The sequence below is a fragment of the Hoeflea sp. BAL378 genome (genome assembly GCF_000759435.1).
Classification (GTDB): domain Bacteria; phylum Pseudomonadota; class Alphaproteobacteria; order Rhizobiales; family Rhizobiaceae; genus Hoeflea.
Map to the genome: position 1 here is coordinate 1 of NZ_JRJG01000037.1, position 15,919 is coordinate 15,919.

At 63.9% G+C, this 15,919-nt stretch carries 15 protein-coding genes; 11 read left to right on the forward strand and 4 right to left on the reverse strand.

Annotation, left to right across the window (positions count from 1 at the left end):
• The 7 genes from LL06_RS09755 to LL06_RS09785 form a co-directional block, all read left to right on the forward strand.
• Positions 1 to 905 (forward strand): DUF6537 domain-containing protein (locus LL06_RS09755; protein WP_035525586.1); only part of this gene is annotated, 905 nt, incomplete at its 5' end.
• Between the two features lie 158 nt (positions 906 to 1,063).
• The gene (locus tag LL06_RS09760) at positions 1,064 to 3,394 is read left to right on the forward strand and encodes an EAL domain-containing protein (protein ID WP_035525676.1); all 2,331 of its coding nucleotides are present in this window, start codon (positions 1,064 to 1,066) and stop codon (positions 3,392 to 3,394) included.
• Between the two features lie 203 nt (positions 3,395 to 3,597).
• A complete protein-coding gene (locus LL06_RS09765) occupies positions 3,598 to 4,338 on the forward strand; it encodes a hypothetical protein (protein ID WP_035525588.1) in 741 nt (246 codons plus the stop codon).
• Positions 4,339 to 4,470: 132 nt separating this feature from the next.
• The gene (locus LL06_RS09770) at positions 4,471 to 4,695 is read left to right on the forward strand and encodes an aa3-type cytochrome c oxidase subunit IV (RefSeq protein ID WP_035525589.1); all 225 of its coding nucleotides are present in this window, start codon (positions 4,471 to 4,473) and stop codon (positions 4,693 to 4,695) included.
• Between the two features lie 78 nt (positions 4,696 to 4,773).
• Positions 4,774 to 5,925, forward strand: a complete 1,152-nt coding sequence (locus LL06_RS09775) for a Re/Si-specific NAD(P)(+) transhydrogenase subunit alpha (protein ID WP_035525591.1) — start codon at positions 4,774 to 4,776, stop codon at positions 5,923 to 5,925.
• On the forward strand, positions 5,925 to 6,344 hold the full coding sequence (locus tag LL06_RS09780) for an NAD(P) transhydrogenase subunit alpha (protein ID WP_035525593.1): 420 nt from the start codon (positions 5,925 to 5,927) through the stop codon (positions 6,342 to 6,344). The genes LL06_RS09775 and LL06_RS09780 overlap by 1 nt, the downstream gene beginning before the upstream one ends.
• Positions 6,345 to 6,354: 10 nt before the next feature.
• Positions 6,355 to 7,752, forward strand: a complete 1,398-nt coding sequence (locus LL06_RS09785; protein WP_035525596.1) for an NAD(P)(+) transhydrogenase (Re/Si-specific) subunit beta — start codon at positions 6,355 to 6,357, stop codon at positions 7,750 to 7,752.
• 86 nt (positions 7,753 to 7,838) lie between these two features.
• Here LL06_RS09785 and LL06_RS09790 read toward each other — a convergent pair whose 3' ends face one another.
• From LL06_RS09790 to rpsU, 3 genes are all read right to left on the reverse strand, one after another.
• Positions 7,839 to 8,339 (reverse strand): DUF992 domain-containing protein, encoded by a 501-nt coding sequence (locus tag LL06_RS09790; RefSeq protein WP_035525598.1) that lies wholly within the window; start codon positions 8,337 to 8,339, stop codon positions 7,839 to 7,841.
• A gap of 259 nt (positions 8,340 to 8,598) precedes the next feature.
• Positions 8,599 to 9,444, reverse strand: coding sequence for a tetratricopeptide repeat protein (locus LL06_RS09795; protein ID WP_052161369.1), 846 nt, complete (start codon positions 9,442 to 9,444; stop codon positions 8,599 to 8,601).
• Between the two features lie 141 nt (positions 9,445 to 9,585).
• Positions 9,586 to 9,819: a 30S ribosomal protein S21 gene (gene rpsU / locus LL06_RS09800; protein ID WP_035525601.1), complete on the reverse strand. Its 234-nt coding sequence runs from the start codon at positions 9,817 to 9,819 to the stop codon at positions 9,586 to 9,588.
• Positions 9,820 to 10,153: 334 nt separating this feature from the next.
• Here rpsU and LL06_RS09805 point away from each other — a divergent pair, with 334 nt between their 5' ends.
• Genes LL06_RS09805 through LL06_RS09820 form a run of 4 tightly spaced genes read left to right on the forward strand, consistent with a single transcriptional unit; the run spans position 10,154 to position 15,328 of the window.
• On the forward strand, positions 10,154 to 11,407 hold the full coding sequence (locus LL06_RS09805; RefSeq protein ID WP_035525603.1) for a sarcosine oxidase subunit beta family protein: 1,254 nt from the start codon (positions 10,154 to 10,156) through the stop codon (positions 11,405 to 11,407).
• A 57-nt stretch (positions 11,408 to 11,464) separates the two neighbouring features.
• Positions 11,465 to 11,788: a sarcosine oxidase subunit delta gene (locus LL06_RS09810; RefSeq protein ID WP_035525605.1), complete on the forward strand. Its 324-nt coding sequence runs from the start codon at positions 11,465 to 11,467 to the stop codon at positions 11,786 to 11,788.
• Positions 11,785 to 14,781 carry a sarcosine oxidase subunit alpha gene (locus LL06_RS09815; RefSeq protein ID WP_035525606.1) on the forward strand — a complete coding sequence of 999 codons (2,997 nt, stop codon included), beginning with the start codon at positions 11,785 to 11,787 and terminating at the stop codon, positions 14,779 to 14,781. The genes LL06_RS09810 and LL06_RS09815 overlap by 4 nt, the downstream gene beginning before the upstream one ends.
• Positions 14,774 to 15,328: a sarcosine oxidase subunit gamma gene (locus LL06_RS09820; protein ID WP_035525609.1), complete on the forward strand. Its 555-nt coding sequence runs from the start codon at positions 14,774 to 14,776 to the stop codon at positions 15,326 to 15,328. Before LL06_RS09815 ends, LL06_RS09820 begins: the two co-directional genes overlap by 8 nt.
• Before the next feature lie 39 nt (positions 15,329 to 15,367).
• Here LL06_RS09820 and LL06_RS09825 read toward each other — a convergent pair whose 3' ends face one another.
• The gene (locus tag LL06_RS09825; protein ID WP_035525611.1) at positions 15,368 to 15,856 is read right to left on the reverse strand and encodes a MaoC family dehydratase; all 489 of its coding nucleotides are present in this window, start codon (positions 15,854 to 15,856) and stop codon (positions 15,368 to 15,370) included.
• Between the last annotated feature and the right edge of the window lie 63 nt (positions 15,857 to 15,919).

Below are 15,919 nucleotides of genomic sequence, written 5' to 3' on the forward strand. Positions count from 1 at the left end.
CCGCCACCCGCCTGTTCGGCAATGCGATTGCCGCCAACATGTTCATGCTCGGCATGGCCTCGCAGAAAGGCGCCCTGCCGCTGTCGCCCCAGTCGGTCGAGGAAGCCATTCGCCTCAATGGCCAGGCCGTCGAGATGAACCTCGCAGCGTTCCGCTGGGGACGTAAGGCGGGACATGATCCGGAGGCGGTCGAGGCCATCGTATCCGGACCTGCACCGGACGCCTCCGCCGCGGCGGAGGAAACGGTGGCGGATCTGATCGATCGCCGCGCCGCCTTTCTCAGGGACTATCAGAACGAGGCCTGGGCCGCCAAATACCGGGAGAGCCTCAGGCCGCTGGTCGAGGCCGAGACCCGTGTGGCCGGCCAGGCCGGACCCGCATCGACTGCCGCGGCGCGCTCCCTGTTCAAGCTGATGGCGACCAAGGACGAGTATGAAGTGGCGCGGCTTTACAGCGACGGCAGCTTCAAGCGGCAATTGGCCAAGCAGTTCGAGAGTTTCGGCAAGCTGGAATACCACATGGCGCCGCCGGTGCTGGGGCGCAAGGACTCCCGTGGCCATGCCGTCAAGACATCCTTTGGCCGCGGAATGGCCGCGCTTTTCCCGGTGCTCGCATCGCTCAGGTTCCTGCGGGGAACGCCGCTGGATGTCTTCGGCTACAGCGCGGAACGGCGCATGGAGCGCGATGTGCTTGCGGAATTCATCGCAGAACTGGGACAGATGGCCGGCGCCATGCGCGCCGAAAACATCGACAAGATCACCGAGTTTCTGGCTTATCCGATGGGGATAAGGGGATATGGCCATGTCAAGATCAGGAACAAGGAAGAAACCTACCCGAAAAAGGATGCTCTCAGGAAGGCGATACTTGCAGGGGAAAGCATGCCCCACTCGATCGCGGCGGAGTAGTCTGGCGCGTCGAGGTTTCAGGTCGATATTACATTTATCTTAACCCAAAGAAATTAATCATGTTTCGCGCGCGATTTGCGGCGGGAATCGGGCGCCGATAAATGGGTTCTTAAGGTCCGCTTGCTAGATTGCCGACTTGAATTCAGGGATCGGTGTTCATGCAAGCGGCAGACAACACAGCATTCGCGGATGATGTCCGGCTTTCCTTCGTGGCCTCGCTGTACCAGCAGCGCGGGACGTTGTTTGCCGGCATGGTTGCGCATGTCGTGACGGCCATGGCGGTCTATCTGCGGATAGACGATCCGTTCTATCTCTATGCGGCGCTGGCGCTTTTTGTCGTCTGGCTGGTGCGCAACCTCGACATGATGGCGTTTGACAGATTACCGAAGGCCGACTTCAAGCTGGCCGACACGCTGCACTGGGAAAAGCGCTACGTCGTCGGCTCCTTCGTCACCTGTTCGATCCTGGGCACGATCTGCGGCCACGCGCTGGTGGTGGCGCAGGATCCCTTCGCCGAACTCGTCACCGTCTCGGTGACCCTTGCCAGCATGATCTCGGTCGTGGGCCGGAATTTCGGCTCCAAGCTCAATGTCGACATGATCATCCTGGCCGCCTGCCTGCCGATCATGGCCGGGCTTTCCATGGCCGCCGATCCGTTCATGATCCTGATGGCGCTGCTGATGCTGCCGCTGTTCCTGACCACGCGGTCGATGGCCAATGGCGTTCGCGATTTTCTGTTCAACGCAGTCACCGCCGAACGCAAGGCCTCCGAAATTGCCGAACGGTTCGACACCGCGCTCAACAACATGTCGCACGGCCTGTTCATGCTCGATGGCGACGGGCGGATCGAGGTCGCCAACCGCAAGGCGCGCGAGTTCTTCAACATCGATGCCGACATCGACCTCAGCGGCCGCGTCCTGAAAGCCGCGCTTAGGCTCGGCGCCCGCAACGGGGTGATCGCGCGCGAGAATTTCCATCAGATCAACGAGCATCTCGACCACCTCATCAGTGGGCGGGAGGACCGTTCGCTGGTGCGTCTGGACAAGAACTCCTGGCTGGAGTTCAGCGCCCGCCATCGCGGCGAAAAGGGCGTGGTTCTCATATTCGAGGACGTCTCCGCCCGAATCCAGTCCGAAAAGCGCATCCTGCACATGGCGCGGTTCGACAGCCTGACCGACCTGCCGAACCGCTCCTGGTTCAAGGATGTCGTGGCGGTGAAGATGGCGAAGGCCAAGCCCGGCCAGAAGCTGGCGCTGGCAGTGCTGGACATCGACGACTTCAAGCATGTCAACGACACCATGGGCCATGTCAGCGGCGACAAGCTGCTCAGCGCCATCGCCAACCGGCTTCGCTCGCTGTCCCGGCAGAAATTCGTGATCTCGCGCTTCGGCGGCGATGAATTCGTGCTGTTCCTCCCCGACGTGGAGGACCTGGCGGATCTGAAGCGGACGATGGACCATGTCATCGACACGCTGCGCGGCACCTACATGATCGACGGGCACAAGCTCTTCATCAGCCTGTCCGGCGGGGCGTCGATGGCGCCCGTGGAGGGCGCGCAGATCGAGGATCTGCATATCCAGGCCGACCTGGCCCTTTACGAGGCAAAGCGTCGCGACAAGAACCGCTGGACCCTCTTCGAAGAATCGATGGACCTGCAGTACTCCGAGCGGCAGCGCATGAAGTTCGACCTGCGCGAGGCGATCCGCACCAACGCGATGGATCTGTTCTACCAGCCGATGTTCACTCCCGACGGCGCCCGCATCGCCGGCGCCGAGGCGCTGTCGCGCTGGAACCATCCGCAGCTTGGGCCCATCTCTCCCGCGGTCTATATCCCGCTCGCCGAGGAAATGGGCATCATTGGCGACCTGACGCGGTGCGTGATCGAGAAGGCTGCGCAGGAATGCGCCTCCTGGCCCGACAACCTGTTCGTCTCGGTCAATCTCTCCGCGTTCGACCTCGGCGACCGGGCGATCATCTCGGTGGTCGCCGACGCGCTCGACCGGAGCGGTCTGTCGCCGGACCGGCTGCAACTGGAGATCACCGAAAGCGGCCTGATGAACGATCTCGACACCGCACGGGTGATCCTGACGGAATTGCGCTCGATGGGGATGTCGATCGCCATCGACGATTTCGGCACCGGCTATTCGAGCCTCAGCTACCTCGACATGCTGCCGCTCAACAAGGTCAAGATCGACCGGTCCTTTGTCAGCAACCTCGCCGCGGACGACCGCAAGCTGAAGCTGCTGCGCGGCGTCGTCCATCTGGCCCGCGAACTCGGGCTGGAAGTGGTGGTGGAGGGCGTCGAGACGGAAGCGCAACTGGTGATGATCCGCGAGAACGAGTGCGCCGATTTGATCCAGGGCTATATCTTCGGCACGCCGATGCCGAGGGGCGCGTTCCATGAACTGGCCACCAAGCTGTCCAAGCAGCAGGTGGTCGCCTCGACCGAGGCGCGCCGGCTCTCCGAAGCCGCCAAATCAACCCGTTAAGCCCGCTCCGCCCCAATCCATCGCTCAAACCGGGCTTGAAATCTCTCCGGTACTTTCTGGTAGCCGCACTGTTTTCCTTAAAGTTTTACCGTTTTCATTAACCATAATAAAGAGTTAATGGGTCCCGGGCAGAGCCGCGCAATTGATTAGTGAAAAATTAACGATAAAATTCCCTTCAATTCAATTGCGGGGACTTGTCATCGATGGCGGCGGCGACACAAGGCAAGGTTTCGACTTTCAGCGACGGCGTGATGCGCTTGCTCGAGAGCATCGAATATCGCAGGATCGAAAGCGCGGATGATATCGAGGATATCGCCCGGCTTCGCTACAAGGCCTTCACCATGGTGGGGCTGGCGCAGGAAAATCACGAATCCCTGCTGATCGACGAGTTGGACTTCAAGCCCAACGCCCATGTGATGGGCATCTTCTTTGACGAACAGCTCGTCTCCACGATCCGCGTGCATCACGTCACGGCGGCGCAACGCGACAGCGTTGCCGTCGCCCGGTTTCCCGATGTCATGAATCCGCTGCTGGATGCCGGCAACACCTTCATCGACCCGGTGCGGTTTGCCGCCGATCCCGAGATCATGCGGGACTATCCGGCGCTGCCCTATCTGACCCTGCGCGTGGCGACGATGGCGACGGTGTTTTTCGATGTCGATTACTGCCTGTCGGTGATCAAGCCGAACCACCGCGCTTTCTACAAGAGGGTGTTCCAGACGATCGAGCTGGCCGGGCCGCGCTTCATCGAGCAATACAACAACAATCTCGAGCTGCACGCCGCCAATGCGGAAGAGCTCAAGAGGACCCTGTTCAAGCGGTTTCCGTTCTTCAACTCGCAGCCCTACGAGCGCAAGATGATGTTCGCGCCGCGGGAAATCCTCGGCCAGACGCCGCTGACCATCCTTCCGACGGCACGCTACGCGCTTCAGCAATCGAACTGAATGAAGTGGCGGTTTTCATGGGGATTTCGCCGGTCCGGGCGAAATCCCCGTCATGTTTGCGACGGCTTGTCCATTGCACAACGCGGGCGGTTTGTGTAATCCCTCCTTGAATTGTCAAATGGGAGCTACAGCATGGCTGAACAGATGAACGGTCCTGTCGAAACCGGTGCCGCAATGGATTATTCCGAGCACGAAAAAACCTATTCATTGTTCCTCGCCGGCGCCAAATACGGCACGATCCACCTGGTGGCTCTGCTGATCGCCATGGCGGCCTATTTTTTCACCGGCGCCGGCGCCATTCTCAGCGTCCTGCTGTTCATCGTTCTCAGCATCGGCGCCATCATCCTGGCCCGCTGAAACGCTGCCACTTTTCGGGCGGTTTCCTGAATATTCCGCTCCGATTCGTCTCATCCGCTTTTTAGAGGAGGGGCTCTCGTGGGCGCCACCGTTTTCGTAGCAAAAGAATCCGATCCGCTTGAATCACGCGTCGCCGCATCGCCGGAGACGGTGAAGAAGATGACGGCGCTCGGACTGGACGTCATCGTCCAGAAGGGCGCCGGCGAGAAATCACGGATCTCCGACGCGGACTTTGTTGCCGCAGGAGCGGCAACAGGAACGGCGGCTGACGCCAAGAAGGCCGATGTCATGCTGCGCGTGCGCCGCCCGTCGGAGACGGAGATCAAGTCGCTCAAGTCCGGCGCCATCGTGCTGGCGCAGATGGACCCCTACGGCAACGAGAAGGCGCTCGCGGCGCTGGCCAAGGCGGGCGTCACCAGCCTCGCCATGGAGCTGATGCCGCGCATCACGCGGGCGCAGTCGATGGACGTCCTGTCTTCGCAGGCGAACCTCGCCGGGTATCAGGCGGTCATCGAGGCCGCGCATGCGTTCGACCGGGCGATGCCGATGATGATGACGGCCGCCGGCACGGTGGCCGCCGCCAAGGTGTTCGTGATGGGGGCCGGCGTTGCCGGCCTGCAGGCCATCGCCACGGCCCGCCGCCTCGGCGCGGCGGTTTCGGCCACCGATGTGCGCCCGGCTGTGAAGGAGCAGGTGGCCTCGCTCGGCGCCAAGTTCGTGGCCGTCGAGGACGACGAGTTCAAGGCGGCGGAGACATCGGGCGGCTATGCCAAGGAGATGTCGAAGGAATACCAGGACAAGCAGGCGGCGCTGGTGGCCGATCATATCGCCAAGCAGGACATCGTCATCACCACCGCGCTGATCCCGGGCCGGCCCGCGCCGAAGCTGATCACCCGCGACATGCTCAAGAGCATGCGGCTGGGCTCGGTGGCCGTCGATCTGGCGGTCGAGCGCGGCGGCAATATCGAGGGCTCCAAGCCCGGCGAGACGGTCGTCGTCGAGGGCGTCACCGTGATCGGCATCCTCAACATGCCCGGCAGGATCGCGGCAAGCGCCTCGCTGCTGTACGCAAAGAATCTGCTGACCTTCCTCGACACCATGATCGACAAGGAAACGAAGACCGTTTCGGTCAATCTTGAGGACGAGTTGGTCAAGGCAACGGCGCTGACCCATGGCGGCGCCCTTATCCATCCCGCGTTTGGCGGCGAATCCAGCAAGGGAGCAGCGTGATGGCAGGATCCGCACTTGATACCGCTCTTGAAAATCTCGAGCAGGCTGTCGCCGCCGTTCGCGCGGCGGCCGACAGCGCCGGTCCGGCCGGCGATGGCATCGCTGTCGCCGTGCATGCCGCGAGCGGCGGGGTGATCGATCCGTTCGTCTTCCGGCTTGCGATCTTCGTGCTGGCGATTTTCGTCGGCTACTACGTGGTCTGGTCGGTGACGCCGGCCCTGCACACGCCGCTGATGGCGGTGACCAACGCGATCTCCTCGGTGATCGTGGTCGGCGCGTTGCTCGCCGTGGGCGCATCGCTGTCCGGCTGGGCGACCGGGTTCGGGTTCGTCGCGCTGGTGCTGGCTTCGGTCAATATCTTCGGCGGCTTCCTCGTCACCCAGCGCATGCTGGCCATGTACAAGAAAAAAGAGAAGTGAGGGCCGGCTGATGTCAGAGAATTTTGCCGCATTCGCCTACCTCGTTTCGGGCGTTCTTTTCATCATGGCGCTGAGGGGCCTGTCGCATCCGACCACCAGCCGCCAGGGTAACACCTACGGCATGGTCGGCATGGCGATCGCCATCGTCACGACGCTGCTGCTGGCCAAGCCCTCCTTCGGCGGCTTCGTGCTGATCATCGCCGGCCTTGCCATCGGCGGCGGCGCGGGCGCCTATATCGCCCGCAAGATCGCCATGACCTCGATGCCGCAGCTTGTCGCGGGCTTTCACAGCCTGGTCGGCCTCGCCGCAGTGCTGGTGGCGGCCGCCGCGCTCTATTCGCCGCATGCCTTCGGCATCGGCGAGGTGGGCGGGATCCACGCCCAGGCGCTGATCGAGATGTCGCTCGGCGTCGCCATCGGCGCGGTGACCTTCACCGGCTCGATCATCGCCTTTTTGAAGCTGGACGGACGCATGTCGGGCAAGCCGATCATGCTGCCGATGCGCCATGTCATCAATGCGGGCCTGGCCATCGGCATCGTCGTGCTTGTCGGCGTGCTGGTGGCGACGGAAAGCTACACCGTGTTCTGGCTGGTGGTTGCGCTGTCGCTGGCCCTCGGCGTCCTGCTGATCGTGCCGATCGGCGGCGCCGACATGCCGGTCGTCGTGTCGATGCTCAACTCCTATTCGGGCTGGGCCGCGGCCGGCATCGGCTTCACGCTCGGCAACCTCGCGCTGATCATCACCGGCGCGCTGGTCGGCTCCTCGGGCGCGATCCTCAGCTACATCATGTGCAAGGGCATGAACCGGTCCTTCGTGTCGGTGATCCTGGGCGGCTTCGGCGGCGAGACCGCGGCGGCCGCGGATGATGGCATCGATCGTACGGTCAAGCTCGGCTCCGCGGACGATGCCGCCTTCCTGATGGCGAACGCCTCCAAGGTCATCATCGTGCCCGGCTATGGCATGGCGGTGGCGCAGGCGCAGCACGCCACCCGCGAACTTGCCGACAAGCTCAAGGAACATGGCGTCGAGGTCAAATACGCCATTCACCCGGTGGCGGGCCGCATGCCCGGCCACATGAACGTGCTGCTGGCGGAAGCCAACGTGCCCTATGACGAGGTGTTCGAGCTCGAGGACATCAACTCCGAATTCGCCCAGGCCGACGTGGCCTATGTGATCGGCGCCAATGACGTGACCAATCCGGCGGCGCGCGACGACAAGTCGTCGCCGATCTACGGCATGCCGATCCTCGACGTGGACAAGGCCCGCACCTGCCTGTTCGTCAAGCGCTCGCTCGGCTCCGGCTATGCCGGCATCGACAACACGCTGTTCTACAAGGAAGGCACGATGATGCTGCTTGGCGACGCGAAGAAGATGACCGACGACATCGTCAAGGCCATCGGCCACTGACGGCATCGCCTGCGGCGACCATCGAGACAAAAAAGCGGCCCGGTTGGAAAACCGGGCCGCTCTTTTTTTAGGTAAGCCGTCAGGCCTTAGTCGGCTGCCGAGCGCAACTGCAGCTCGGAAATCGCCACGGCGACATTGACGCCTTCCTGAGCCTGCACGCTGAGCGGCTGCAGGGACAGGGTCTGGTCCGATCCGCCGACCAGGACGTTGACGCCGCCGCCGGCCGCGGCGGAAGCTTCAGCCGAAACGCCGGTGTAGTCGCCGGCCAGCGAGCCCTTCTGGTATTCGAAATCGGTGGTGGGTGCGAGGACGGCCCATGCGATCAGCGTCGTGCCGGTCACGCCGATGTCGATGCCGTATTTGTTGATGACGCCGAAATAGGCTTCCTTCGACTGAGAATCATTTGCCGGCGTGTACTCGCAGGACAGATCCTTGGAAGAGCCGAAGATGAAGCCGGTGCCGCCTTCGACGACGCATTCAAGCAGACCCACTTCGACGCTGTCGGCCTTGGCAGGAAGGGTTGCGGCGCTGAAAGCTGCAGTCGCAAGGATGGCTGCGGCGGCGACGGATTTGGTCTTGGTGATCATGATGAACTCGCTTTCCAGTTGGTTGGTTCGCCACGACAACGGGGTGGAAGCGGAATTGTTCCGAATTGGCCGGCTTTGATGCCTGGACGGAACAAGGGAGGGAAAAATGACCGTGGGCCGGTCACGCCGCAACCGGCGACGGACGCGGGTGCGTCAACCAAGATGAAGGACAGGGACTGTCGGGATGGCAAACCGCAAATCGCCGGAGCTTCGCTGCGACCCTCAGGTCCGCGTGCGGGAGAGGGGGCGAGGCCCGCGCTCAGCCGCCGCGCACGCGCGCCAGACCATCGAGGGCGGGGCGGTATTTGGGATCGAGCTGTGCCGCGCGGGCATAGGATTTCGAGGCGCGTTTCAAGTCGCCGCGGCGCTCATAGATCAAAGCCTGGTTGGCCCAGGATTCGGCGACGCCCTGGTCGAGTTCGACCGCGCGGTTGAAATCGGCGAAGGCGTTGTCGTCGTCATTGAGCGCGACATAGGAAATGCCGCGGCCATTGTAGGGCTCGGGCGAATTGGGCGCGAGCGAGATCGACGCCGAAAAATCCTCGATCGCCTGCGGGTGCTGGCCCCGCACCTGCTTGATCAGGCCGCGGTTGTGGTAGGCCCGCGGGTCGGTGGTCTGCAGGTTGATGGCGCGGTTGTAATCGTTCATCGCCTCATCCAACCGCCCGGCCTGGCGGTAGAGATTGCCCCGGCCGATATAGGCCACGTCGTAGCGCGGGTTGATCTGCAGGGCGCGGTTGTAGTCGTTGGCGGCCTCGGCGACATTGCCCATCGACCGGTTGATCAGCGCCCGGTTGGCATAGGCCTGATAGAATCGGGGATTGAGCTGGAGGGCGCGGTTGAAATCATCCATCGCATTGCGGAACTGCCCGGACCGCCCGTAGGCCGCGCCGCGCACATTGTAGCCTTCGGGGTCGTTGGGGTTGCGCTGGATGACTTCGGTGAGCGACGAGATGTTCTCGGTCGTGCCCTGGGTCTTGTCGATGGAGATGGCGTCGACCGGCGATGTGGTGGAGCAACCCGACACCAGGGTCAGGGCGATAGCGGACATGGCGGCCAGCATCAGGGCGCGAGGAGCCCGGAATGTCCGGTCTCGTGTGTGCATAGCCGCAATCAACCGCATTATTTGAGCCCCAATTCGTTTGTTACGGGAACACCCCGGTCCGCCACACTGAAAAAGGCGGAGACGAATCATCGCCTCCGCCTCACATACATGCAACCCTATAAGGGCGAAAAAACGGCTGGATCAGCGAGCGGCTGCCGGGCGACCGCCGCCGATGAGGCCTTCGCGCTGGGCGCGCTTACGCGCCAGCTTGCGGACCCGGCGAACGGCTTCGGCCTTTTCGCGTGCGCGCTTCTGCGACGGCTTCTCGTAAAAATCACGCATCTTCATTTCACGGAAGATGCCTTCGCGCTGCATCTTCTTCTTGAGAGCGCGGAGCGCCTGATCGACATTGTTATCGCGGACAAGTACCTGCACGTTAATCCCGTTCCTTCGAGTTTTCGGTTGGCTCAAACAACCTTGGCAAACAAATAAATCCCATTCGCTCGGCCATGGGCGTTACGATTGAACGGGCAAATACCAGTTTCAACGGCCGAAGTCCAGTCCTTGCCAGCTTGACATTGGCCGCGCCGGGGTATTTTTCCGCCCTGTCCATGCCATGCCGGGTGGCAGAGGACAATCCGTCCCGGCCTGCGACAAAACGCACTGCGACATTCATGGCCGTCCGGAAGTCGCAAAAGAGCCGATGTCGACCCGTTGAATTTGCTTTTGCTGGGTCAAGTCCACCCGAACCGTTGGAGCCATGACAGCCATGCGCAAATACTCCGCTTTTGCCGTCGCCCGTGAGGCGATGCGCGGCCACAAGGGCTGGCCCGCGCAATGGACCTCGCCCGAACCGCGGAAGGACTATGATGTCATCATCGTCGGCGCCGGCGGGCATGGGCTCGGCACGGCGTATTACCTCGCCAAGGAACACGGCATCACCAACATCGCGGTGATCGAGAAGGGCTGGCTCGGCGGCGGAAACACCGGCCGCAACACCACCATCATCCGCTCGAACTATCTCTATGACGAGAGCGCGGGGCTGTATGACCACGCGCTCAAGCTGTGGGACGGGCTGTCGCAGGATCTCAACTACAATGTGATGTATTCCGCGCGCGGCGTGATGATGCTGTCGCACAATGTGCACGATACGCAGGTGTTCAAGCGCCATATCCACGCCAACCGGCTGAACGGCATCGACAATGAATGGCTGACGCCCGAAGAGGCCAAGGCGTTCTGTCCGCCGCTCAACATCCACCAGTCGGCGCGCTACCCGGTGATGGGCGCGGCGCTGCAGCGCCGCGGCGGCACCGCGCGTCACGATGCGGTGGCCTGGGGCTATGCCCGCGCGGCAGCCGCCATGGGCGTGCACATCATCCAGAACTGCGAAGTCACCGGCATCCGCCGCTCGGCCAATGGCGCGGTGACGGGCGTCGACACCAGCCGCGGCGTCATCGGCGCCAAGAAGGTCGGCGTCGTGGCCGCCGGCCACACCTCGGTGATCATGGAGATGGCCGGCATCCGCATGCCGCTCGAGAGCTATCCGCTGCAGGCGCTGGTGTCCGAGCCGGTCAAGCCGGTCTTCCCCTGCGTGGTGATGTCGAACACCGTGCACGCCTATATATCCCAGTCCGACAAGGGCGAACTGGTGATCGGCGCCGGCACCGACCAGTACACCTCCTATTCCCAGACCGGCGGTCTGCACATCCTGAGCCATACGCTCGACGCCATCTGCGAGATGTTCCCGATGTTCACCCGCATGAAGATGCTCAGGACCTGGGGCGGCATCGTCGACGTGACGCCGGACCGGTCGCCGATCCTGTCGAAGACCCCGATCAAGGGGCTCTACGTGAACTGCGGCTGGGGCACCGGCGGGTTCAAGGCGACGCCGGGCTCGGCCCATGTCTTCGCCCACACCATCGCCCGCGACGAGCCGCACAAGATCAACGCTCCGTTCAACCTGGAGCGTTTCCAGACCGGACGGCTGATCGACGAAGCCGCCGCTGCCGCCGTGGCGCATTGAGGGCGGTCCGGTGACCGAGACCGCTGTCAAAACCAAGATCTGACCAAGGACCAAGCAATGCTTCTGATCCATTGTCCCTACTGCCAGGAAGACCGGCCGGAACTGGAATTCCGCAACACCGGCGAGGCGCATATCGAACGGCCGAAGGACATCGCCTCAATCAGCGACGCGGACTTCGAGAAGTTCTTCTTCATCCGCACCAACCCCAAGGGCGTGACCTATGAGCGCTGGCGGCACATTCACGGCTGCGCGCGGTTCTTCAACGCGGTTCGGGACACGGTGAGCGACCGGTTCGTCACCACCTACAAGGCGGGCGAACCGCGCGTAGAGGTGGAGCGGGGCGAGGACGGCATGCTGAAACTCAAGGAATCTGGACAATGAGCGGCGCGAACCGGATCAAGGGCAAGGGCCGGCTGACGCCCGCCAGGACGCTGCGTTTCACCTTCGACGGCAAGGCGCTGACCGCGGTTGAGGGCGACACGCTCGCCTCGGCGCTGATTTCCAACGGCATTCATCTGACCGGCCGCTCCTACAAGTATCACCGGCCGCGCGGCATGCTGTCGGCGGGCCCCGAGGAGCCCAATGCCCTGATCGACATCAGCCGGGACGCCGCGCGGCGCACGCCGAATGTGCGGGCGACCGTGCAGGAAGTGTTCGACGGCATGCGGGCCAGGTCGCAGAACCGCTGGCCGTCGCTCGCCTTCGATATCGGCGGGATCAACAATTTCGCCTCGCCGCTGTTTGCCGCGGGATTTTACTACAAGACATTCATGTGGCCGAAGGCCGCGTGGACGAAGGTGTATGAGCCGATCATCCGCGCCGCGGCGGGCCTCGGCGTGGCGCCTGTCGAGCCCGATCCGGATCACTACGCCAATCACCATGTCCATTGCGATGTGCTGGTCATCGGCGGCGGCGCCGCGGGTCTGTCGGCCGCTCTGGCCGCGGCCCATGCGGGGGCGGAGGTGATCCTGTGCGACGAGCAGCCTGAGACCGGCGGCGCATTCCATCACGACACCGATGCCACGATCGACGGCGTGCAGGGCTGGGAGTGGGCGCAGGCGGCGACCGCGGAGCTCCGCGCCATGGACAATGTCCGGGTGCTGAGCCGGACCACCGCCTTCGGCTCCCAGGCGCAGAACCATGTGGCGCTGGTCGAACGGGTGACGGAGCATCTCGCCAATCCCGACCCGGCCCTGCCGCGCGAGCGGCTGTGGCAGGTGCGCGCCAGGCAGGTGGTGATCGCCACCGGCGCGATCGAGCGGCACATGGTGTTCGCCAACAACGACCGTCCCGGCATCATGCTGGCCTCGGCGGCGCGGACCTTCCTCAATCATTTCGGCGTCGCCGTCGGCGCCAAGGTCGGGGTCTACACGGCCTGCGATTCGGCCTGGGCGGCGGCCTTCGATCTCAAGCAGGCCGGCGTCTCGGTGCCGGCCATCGTCGATGTCCGCACCGACCCCGATCCGGCGCTGGTGGCGCGGGCGAGGGAGCTCGGCATCGAGGTCCTGGCGGGCCAGTGCGTGCTCGACACGTCGGGCAAGCTGCGCGTCAAGTCGATGAAGGTCGGCAGGGCGTCGGGCGGCTCGACCCGAGACATCGCCATCGACGCGCTGATCATGTCGGCCGGCTGGACGCCGTCGGTGCACATGTATTCGCAGTCGCGCGGCAAGGTGGTCTGGGACGAGGCCAGCCAGCGCTTCCTGCCGGGCCGCAATGTGCAGGACTGCATGAGCGTCGGCGCCTGCGCCGGCGTGGACGATCTCGCCGATGCCATCGCCGGCGCAGCCGAGGCGGGTCAGGCTGCGGCCAGGGCGGCCGGCGCCAAGGACGGGAAAGACTGGACTGCGCCGCAATCCGCGAGCGCCGCATCCTGGGCCGGAAGCATGATGGGCTCGGCCGGCGGCGCCGGTGCGGAGACCTCCGTCAAGGCCTTCGTCGATTTCCAGAACGACGTCACCGCCAAGGACATCCGCCTCGCCGTGCGCGAAGGCATGCACTCGATCGAGCATGTCAAGCGCTTCACCACCAATGGCATGGCCACCGACCAGGGCAAGACCTCCAACATCCACGGCCTGGCGATCGCCGCCGAGATGCTGGGCAAGCCTTTGCCGCAGGTGGGCCTGACCACGTTCCGCGCGCCCTATACGCCGGTGACCTTCGGCGCCATCGTCAATCATTCGCGTGGGAGCCTGTTCGATCCGACCCGCTGCACGCCCATGCATGCCGCGGAAGAAGCCCAAGGTGCTGTGTTCGAGGATGTCGGCCAATGGAAGCGCGCCTGGTACTATCCGCGCGCGGGCGAGGACATGCATCAGGCTGTCAACCGCGAGTGCCGTACCGTGCGCGAGGTGGCGGGCCTGTTCGACGCCTCGACGCTCGGCAAGATCGAGGTGGTCGGCCCCGACGCGGCCGAATTCCTCAACCTGATGTACACCAACAGTTGGGACAAGCTCGAGCCGGGTCGCTGCAAATACGGCATCATGCTGCGCGAGGACGGCTTTATCTATGATGACGGCGTCGTCGGGCGGATGGCAGAGGACCGCTTCCACGTGACCACCACCACCGGCGGCGCGCCGCGGGTGATGCACCACATGGAAGACTATTTGCAGACCGAGTTCCCGCATCTCAAGGTCTGGCTCACCTCGACCACCGAGCAATGGGCGGTGATCGCCGTCCAGGGGCCGAAGGCGCGCGAGATCATCGCGCCGCTGGTCGAAGGCATCGACATGTCCAACGAGGCGATGCCGCACATGAGCGTGCGCGAGGGGACGATCTGCGGTGTGCCGACGCGCCTGTTCCGCATGTCGTTCACCGGGGAGACCGGCTTCGAGGTCAACGTCCCGGCCGACTACGGCGCCGCGGTGTGGACGGCGCTGTGGGAGCGGGCGGAACCGCTGGGCGCCTGCGCCTACGGCACCGAGGCCATGCACGTGCTTCGTGCGGAGAAGGGCTACATCATCGTCGGCCAGGACACCGACGGCACGGTGACGCCGGACGACGCGGGGCTCAACTGGGCTGTGGCCAGGAAGAAGCCGGATTTCGTCGGCATCCGCGGCATGACGCGGCCGGACCTCATTGCGCCGGGCCGGAAGCAACTGGTGGGCCTTGTCACCAGGGACCCGAGCATCGTGCTCGAGGAAGGCGCGCAGATCGTCGCCGATCCGAACCAGAGCGTGCCGATGACCATGATCGGCCATGTCACCTCGTCCTACTGGTCGGAGAACTGCGGCCGGTCGATCGCCATGGGCGTGGTCGCCGGCGGCCGATCGCTGAAGGGCAAGACGCTTTATGTGCCGATGCCGGAGCGGACGATCGAAATCGAGGTCACGGATGCCGTATTCATCGACAAAGAAGGAGTGCGCCTGAATGGCTAAATCCGCTCAAGCCGTCCGGACCCCGCCGCTTGCCGGTCGCATCAGTGGCGCAGCCGGCGTCCAGCTGACGCCCGCAGCCCCTGCGGCCCGTGTCTCGCTGCGCGCCGGCGCTAACGACGCAAAGGCGCTTTCCACGGCGCTCGGCCTCGATCTGCCGCTCCGCCCGAAGACCTCCGCGGGCAGCCTGCCGGGGCGGCTCGCCGCCTGGCTCGGTCCGGATGAATGGCTGGTCATCGACGAGACCGGCGACCCGCTCGCCGATCTCGGCAAGGCCGAGGTGCTCTGTTCGGCGGTCGATATTTCCCACCGCAACACCGCGATCCTGGTGTCGGGCAAGGGCGCGCGCGCCACGCTCGAATCGGGATGTCCGCAGAACCTCAGCGACTCGGTGTTTCCGGTCGGGGCAGCGAGCCGGACGGTGCTCGGCAAGATCGAGGTGGTGATCATCCGCACCGCGGACACGGACTACCGGGTCGAGTGCTGGCGGTCGTTCTCGACCTATGCCTTCGACTTCCTGAGCGAAAGCGCCAGGGACTGCCTCGCCTGAGGGCGTTGGCCACAGGCGAAAGCCGCCGGTCGCCGGCGGCTACTCTTCCTTCCTGGGCCAGATCTCGGGATCGAACTGGATGATGGTCAGCCAGACCGCCGTCAGCGCCGGCTTCTTTCCGCCTTCGATCTCGACGGTGACGTCGAAGGTCATCATCAGGCGGCCGGGTCCGCGCAGCCGTGCTTCCCTGAGCACGAAGCGGCCGCGGATGCGGCTTCCGGCAGGAACCGGCGCCATGAAGCGGATCTTGTTGAAGCCGTAATTGATGCCGTAATTGTCCTCGCGCAGTTTCGGGATCGTGTTGGCGTGCATGGCCGACAGCATGGAAACGGTCAGGAAGCCGTGGGCGATGGTCCCGCCGAAGGGCGTCTCGGCCGCGCGCACGGGATCGACATGGATGAACTGGTGATCATCGGTGGCCTCGGCGAACATGTCGATGCGGGATTGCGGTATGTCCATCCAGTCGGAGATGCCGACCTCCAGACCGACCAGATCCGGGATTTCTGTGATTGAGATCTCGCCCTGCACGAAAGGCCCCCCTGTGTGAAATGGTGAATCGGCGCGCGGATTTCTTAGTTCGATAAGGCCATC

What these genes read in the sequence shown, in the direction of transcription:
- LL06_RS09815 (WP_035525606.1), top strand. Translation starts at nt 11,785, where the DNA reads ATGAGCGGCGCGAACCGGATCAAGGGCAAGGGCCGGCTGACGCCCGCC.
- LL06_RS09765 (WP_035525588.1), top strand. Translation starts at nt 3,598, where the DNA reads ATGGCGGCGGCGACACAAGGCAAGGTTTCGACTTTCAGCGACGGCGTG.
- LL06_RS09795 (WP_052161369.1), bottom strand. Translation starts at nt 9,444, where the DNA reads ATGCACACACGAGACCGGACATTCCGGGCTCCTCGCGCCCTGATGCTG.
- LL06_RS09760 (WP_035525676.1), top strand. Translation starts at nt 1,064, where the DNA reads ATGCAAGCGGCAGACAACACAGCATTCGCGGATGATGTCCGGCTTTCC.
- LL06_RS09805 (WP_035525603.1), top strand. Translation starts at nt 10,154, where the DNA reads ATGCGCAAATACTCCGCTTTTGCCGTCGCCCGTGAGGCGATGCGCGGC.
- LL06_RS09820 (WP_035525609.1), top strand. Translation starts at nt 14,774, where the DNA reads ATGGCTAAATCCGCTCAAGCCGTCCGGACCCCGCCGCTTGCCGGTCGC.
- LL06_RS09790 (WP_035525598.1), bottom strand. Translation starts at nt 8,339, where the DNA reads ATGATCACCAAGACCAAATCCGTCGCCGCCGCAGCCATCCTTGCGACT.
- LL06_RS09770 (WP_035525589.1), top strand. Translation starts at nt 4,471, where the DNA reads ATGGCTGAACAGATGAACGGTCCTGTCGAAACCGGTGCCGCAATGGAT.
- LL06_RS09785 (WP_035525596.1), top strand. Translation starts at nt 6,355, where the DNA reads ATGTCAGAGAATTTTGCCGCATTCGCCTACCTCGTTTCGGGCGTTCTT.
- LL06_RS09780 (WP_035525593.1), top strand. Translation starts at nt 5,925, where the DNA reads ATGGCAGGATCCGCACTTGATACCGCTCTTGAAAATCTCGAGCAGGCT.
- LL06_RS09810 (WP_035525605.1), top strand. Translation starts at nt 11,465, where the DNA reads ATGCTTCTGATCCATTGTCCCTACTGCCAGGAAGACCGGCCGGAACTG.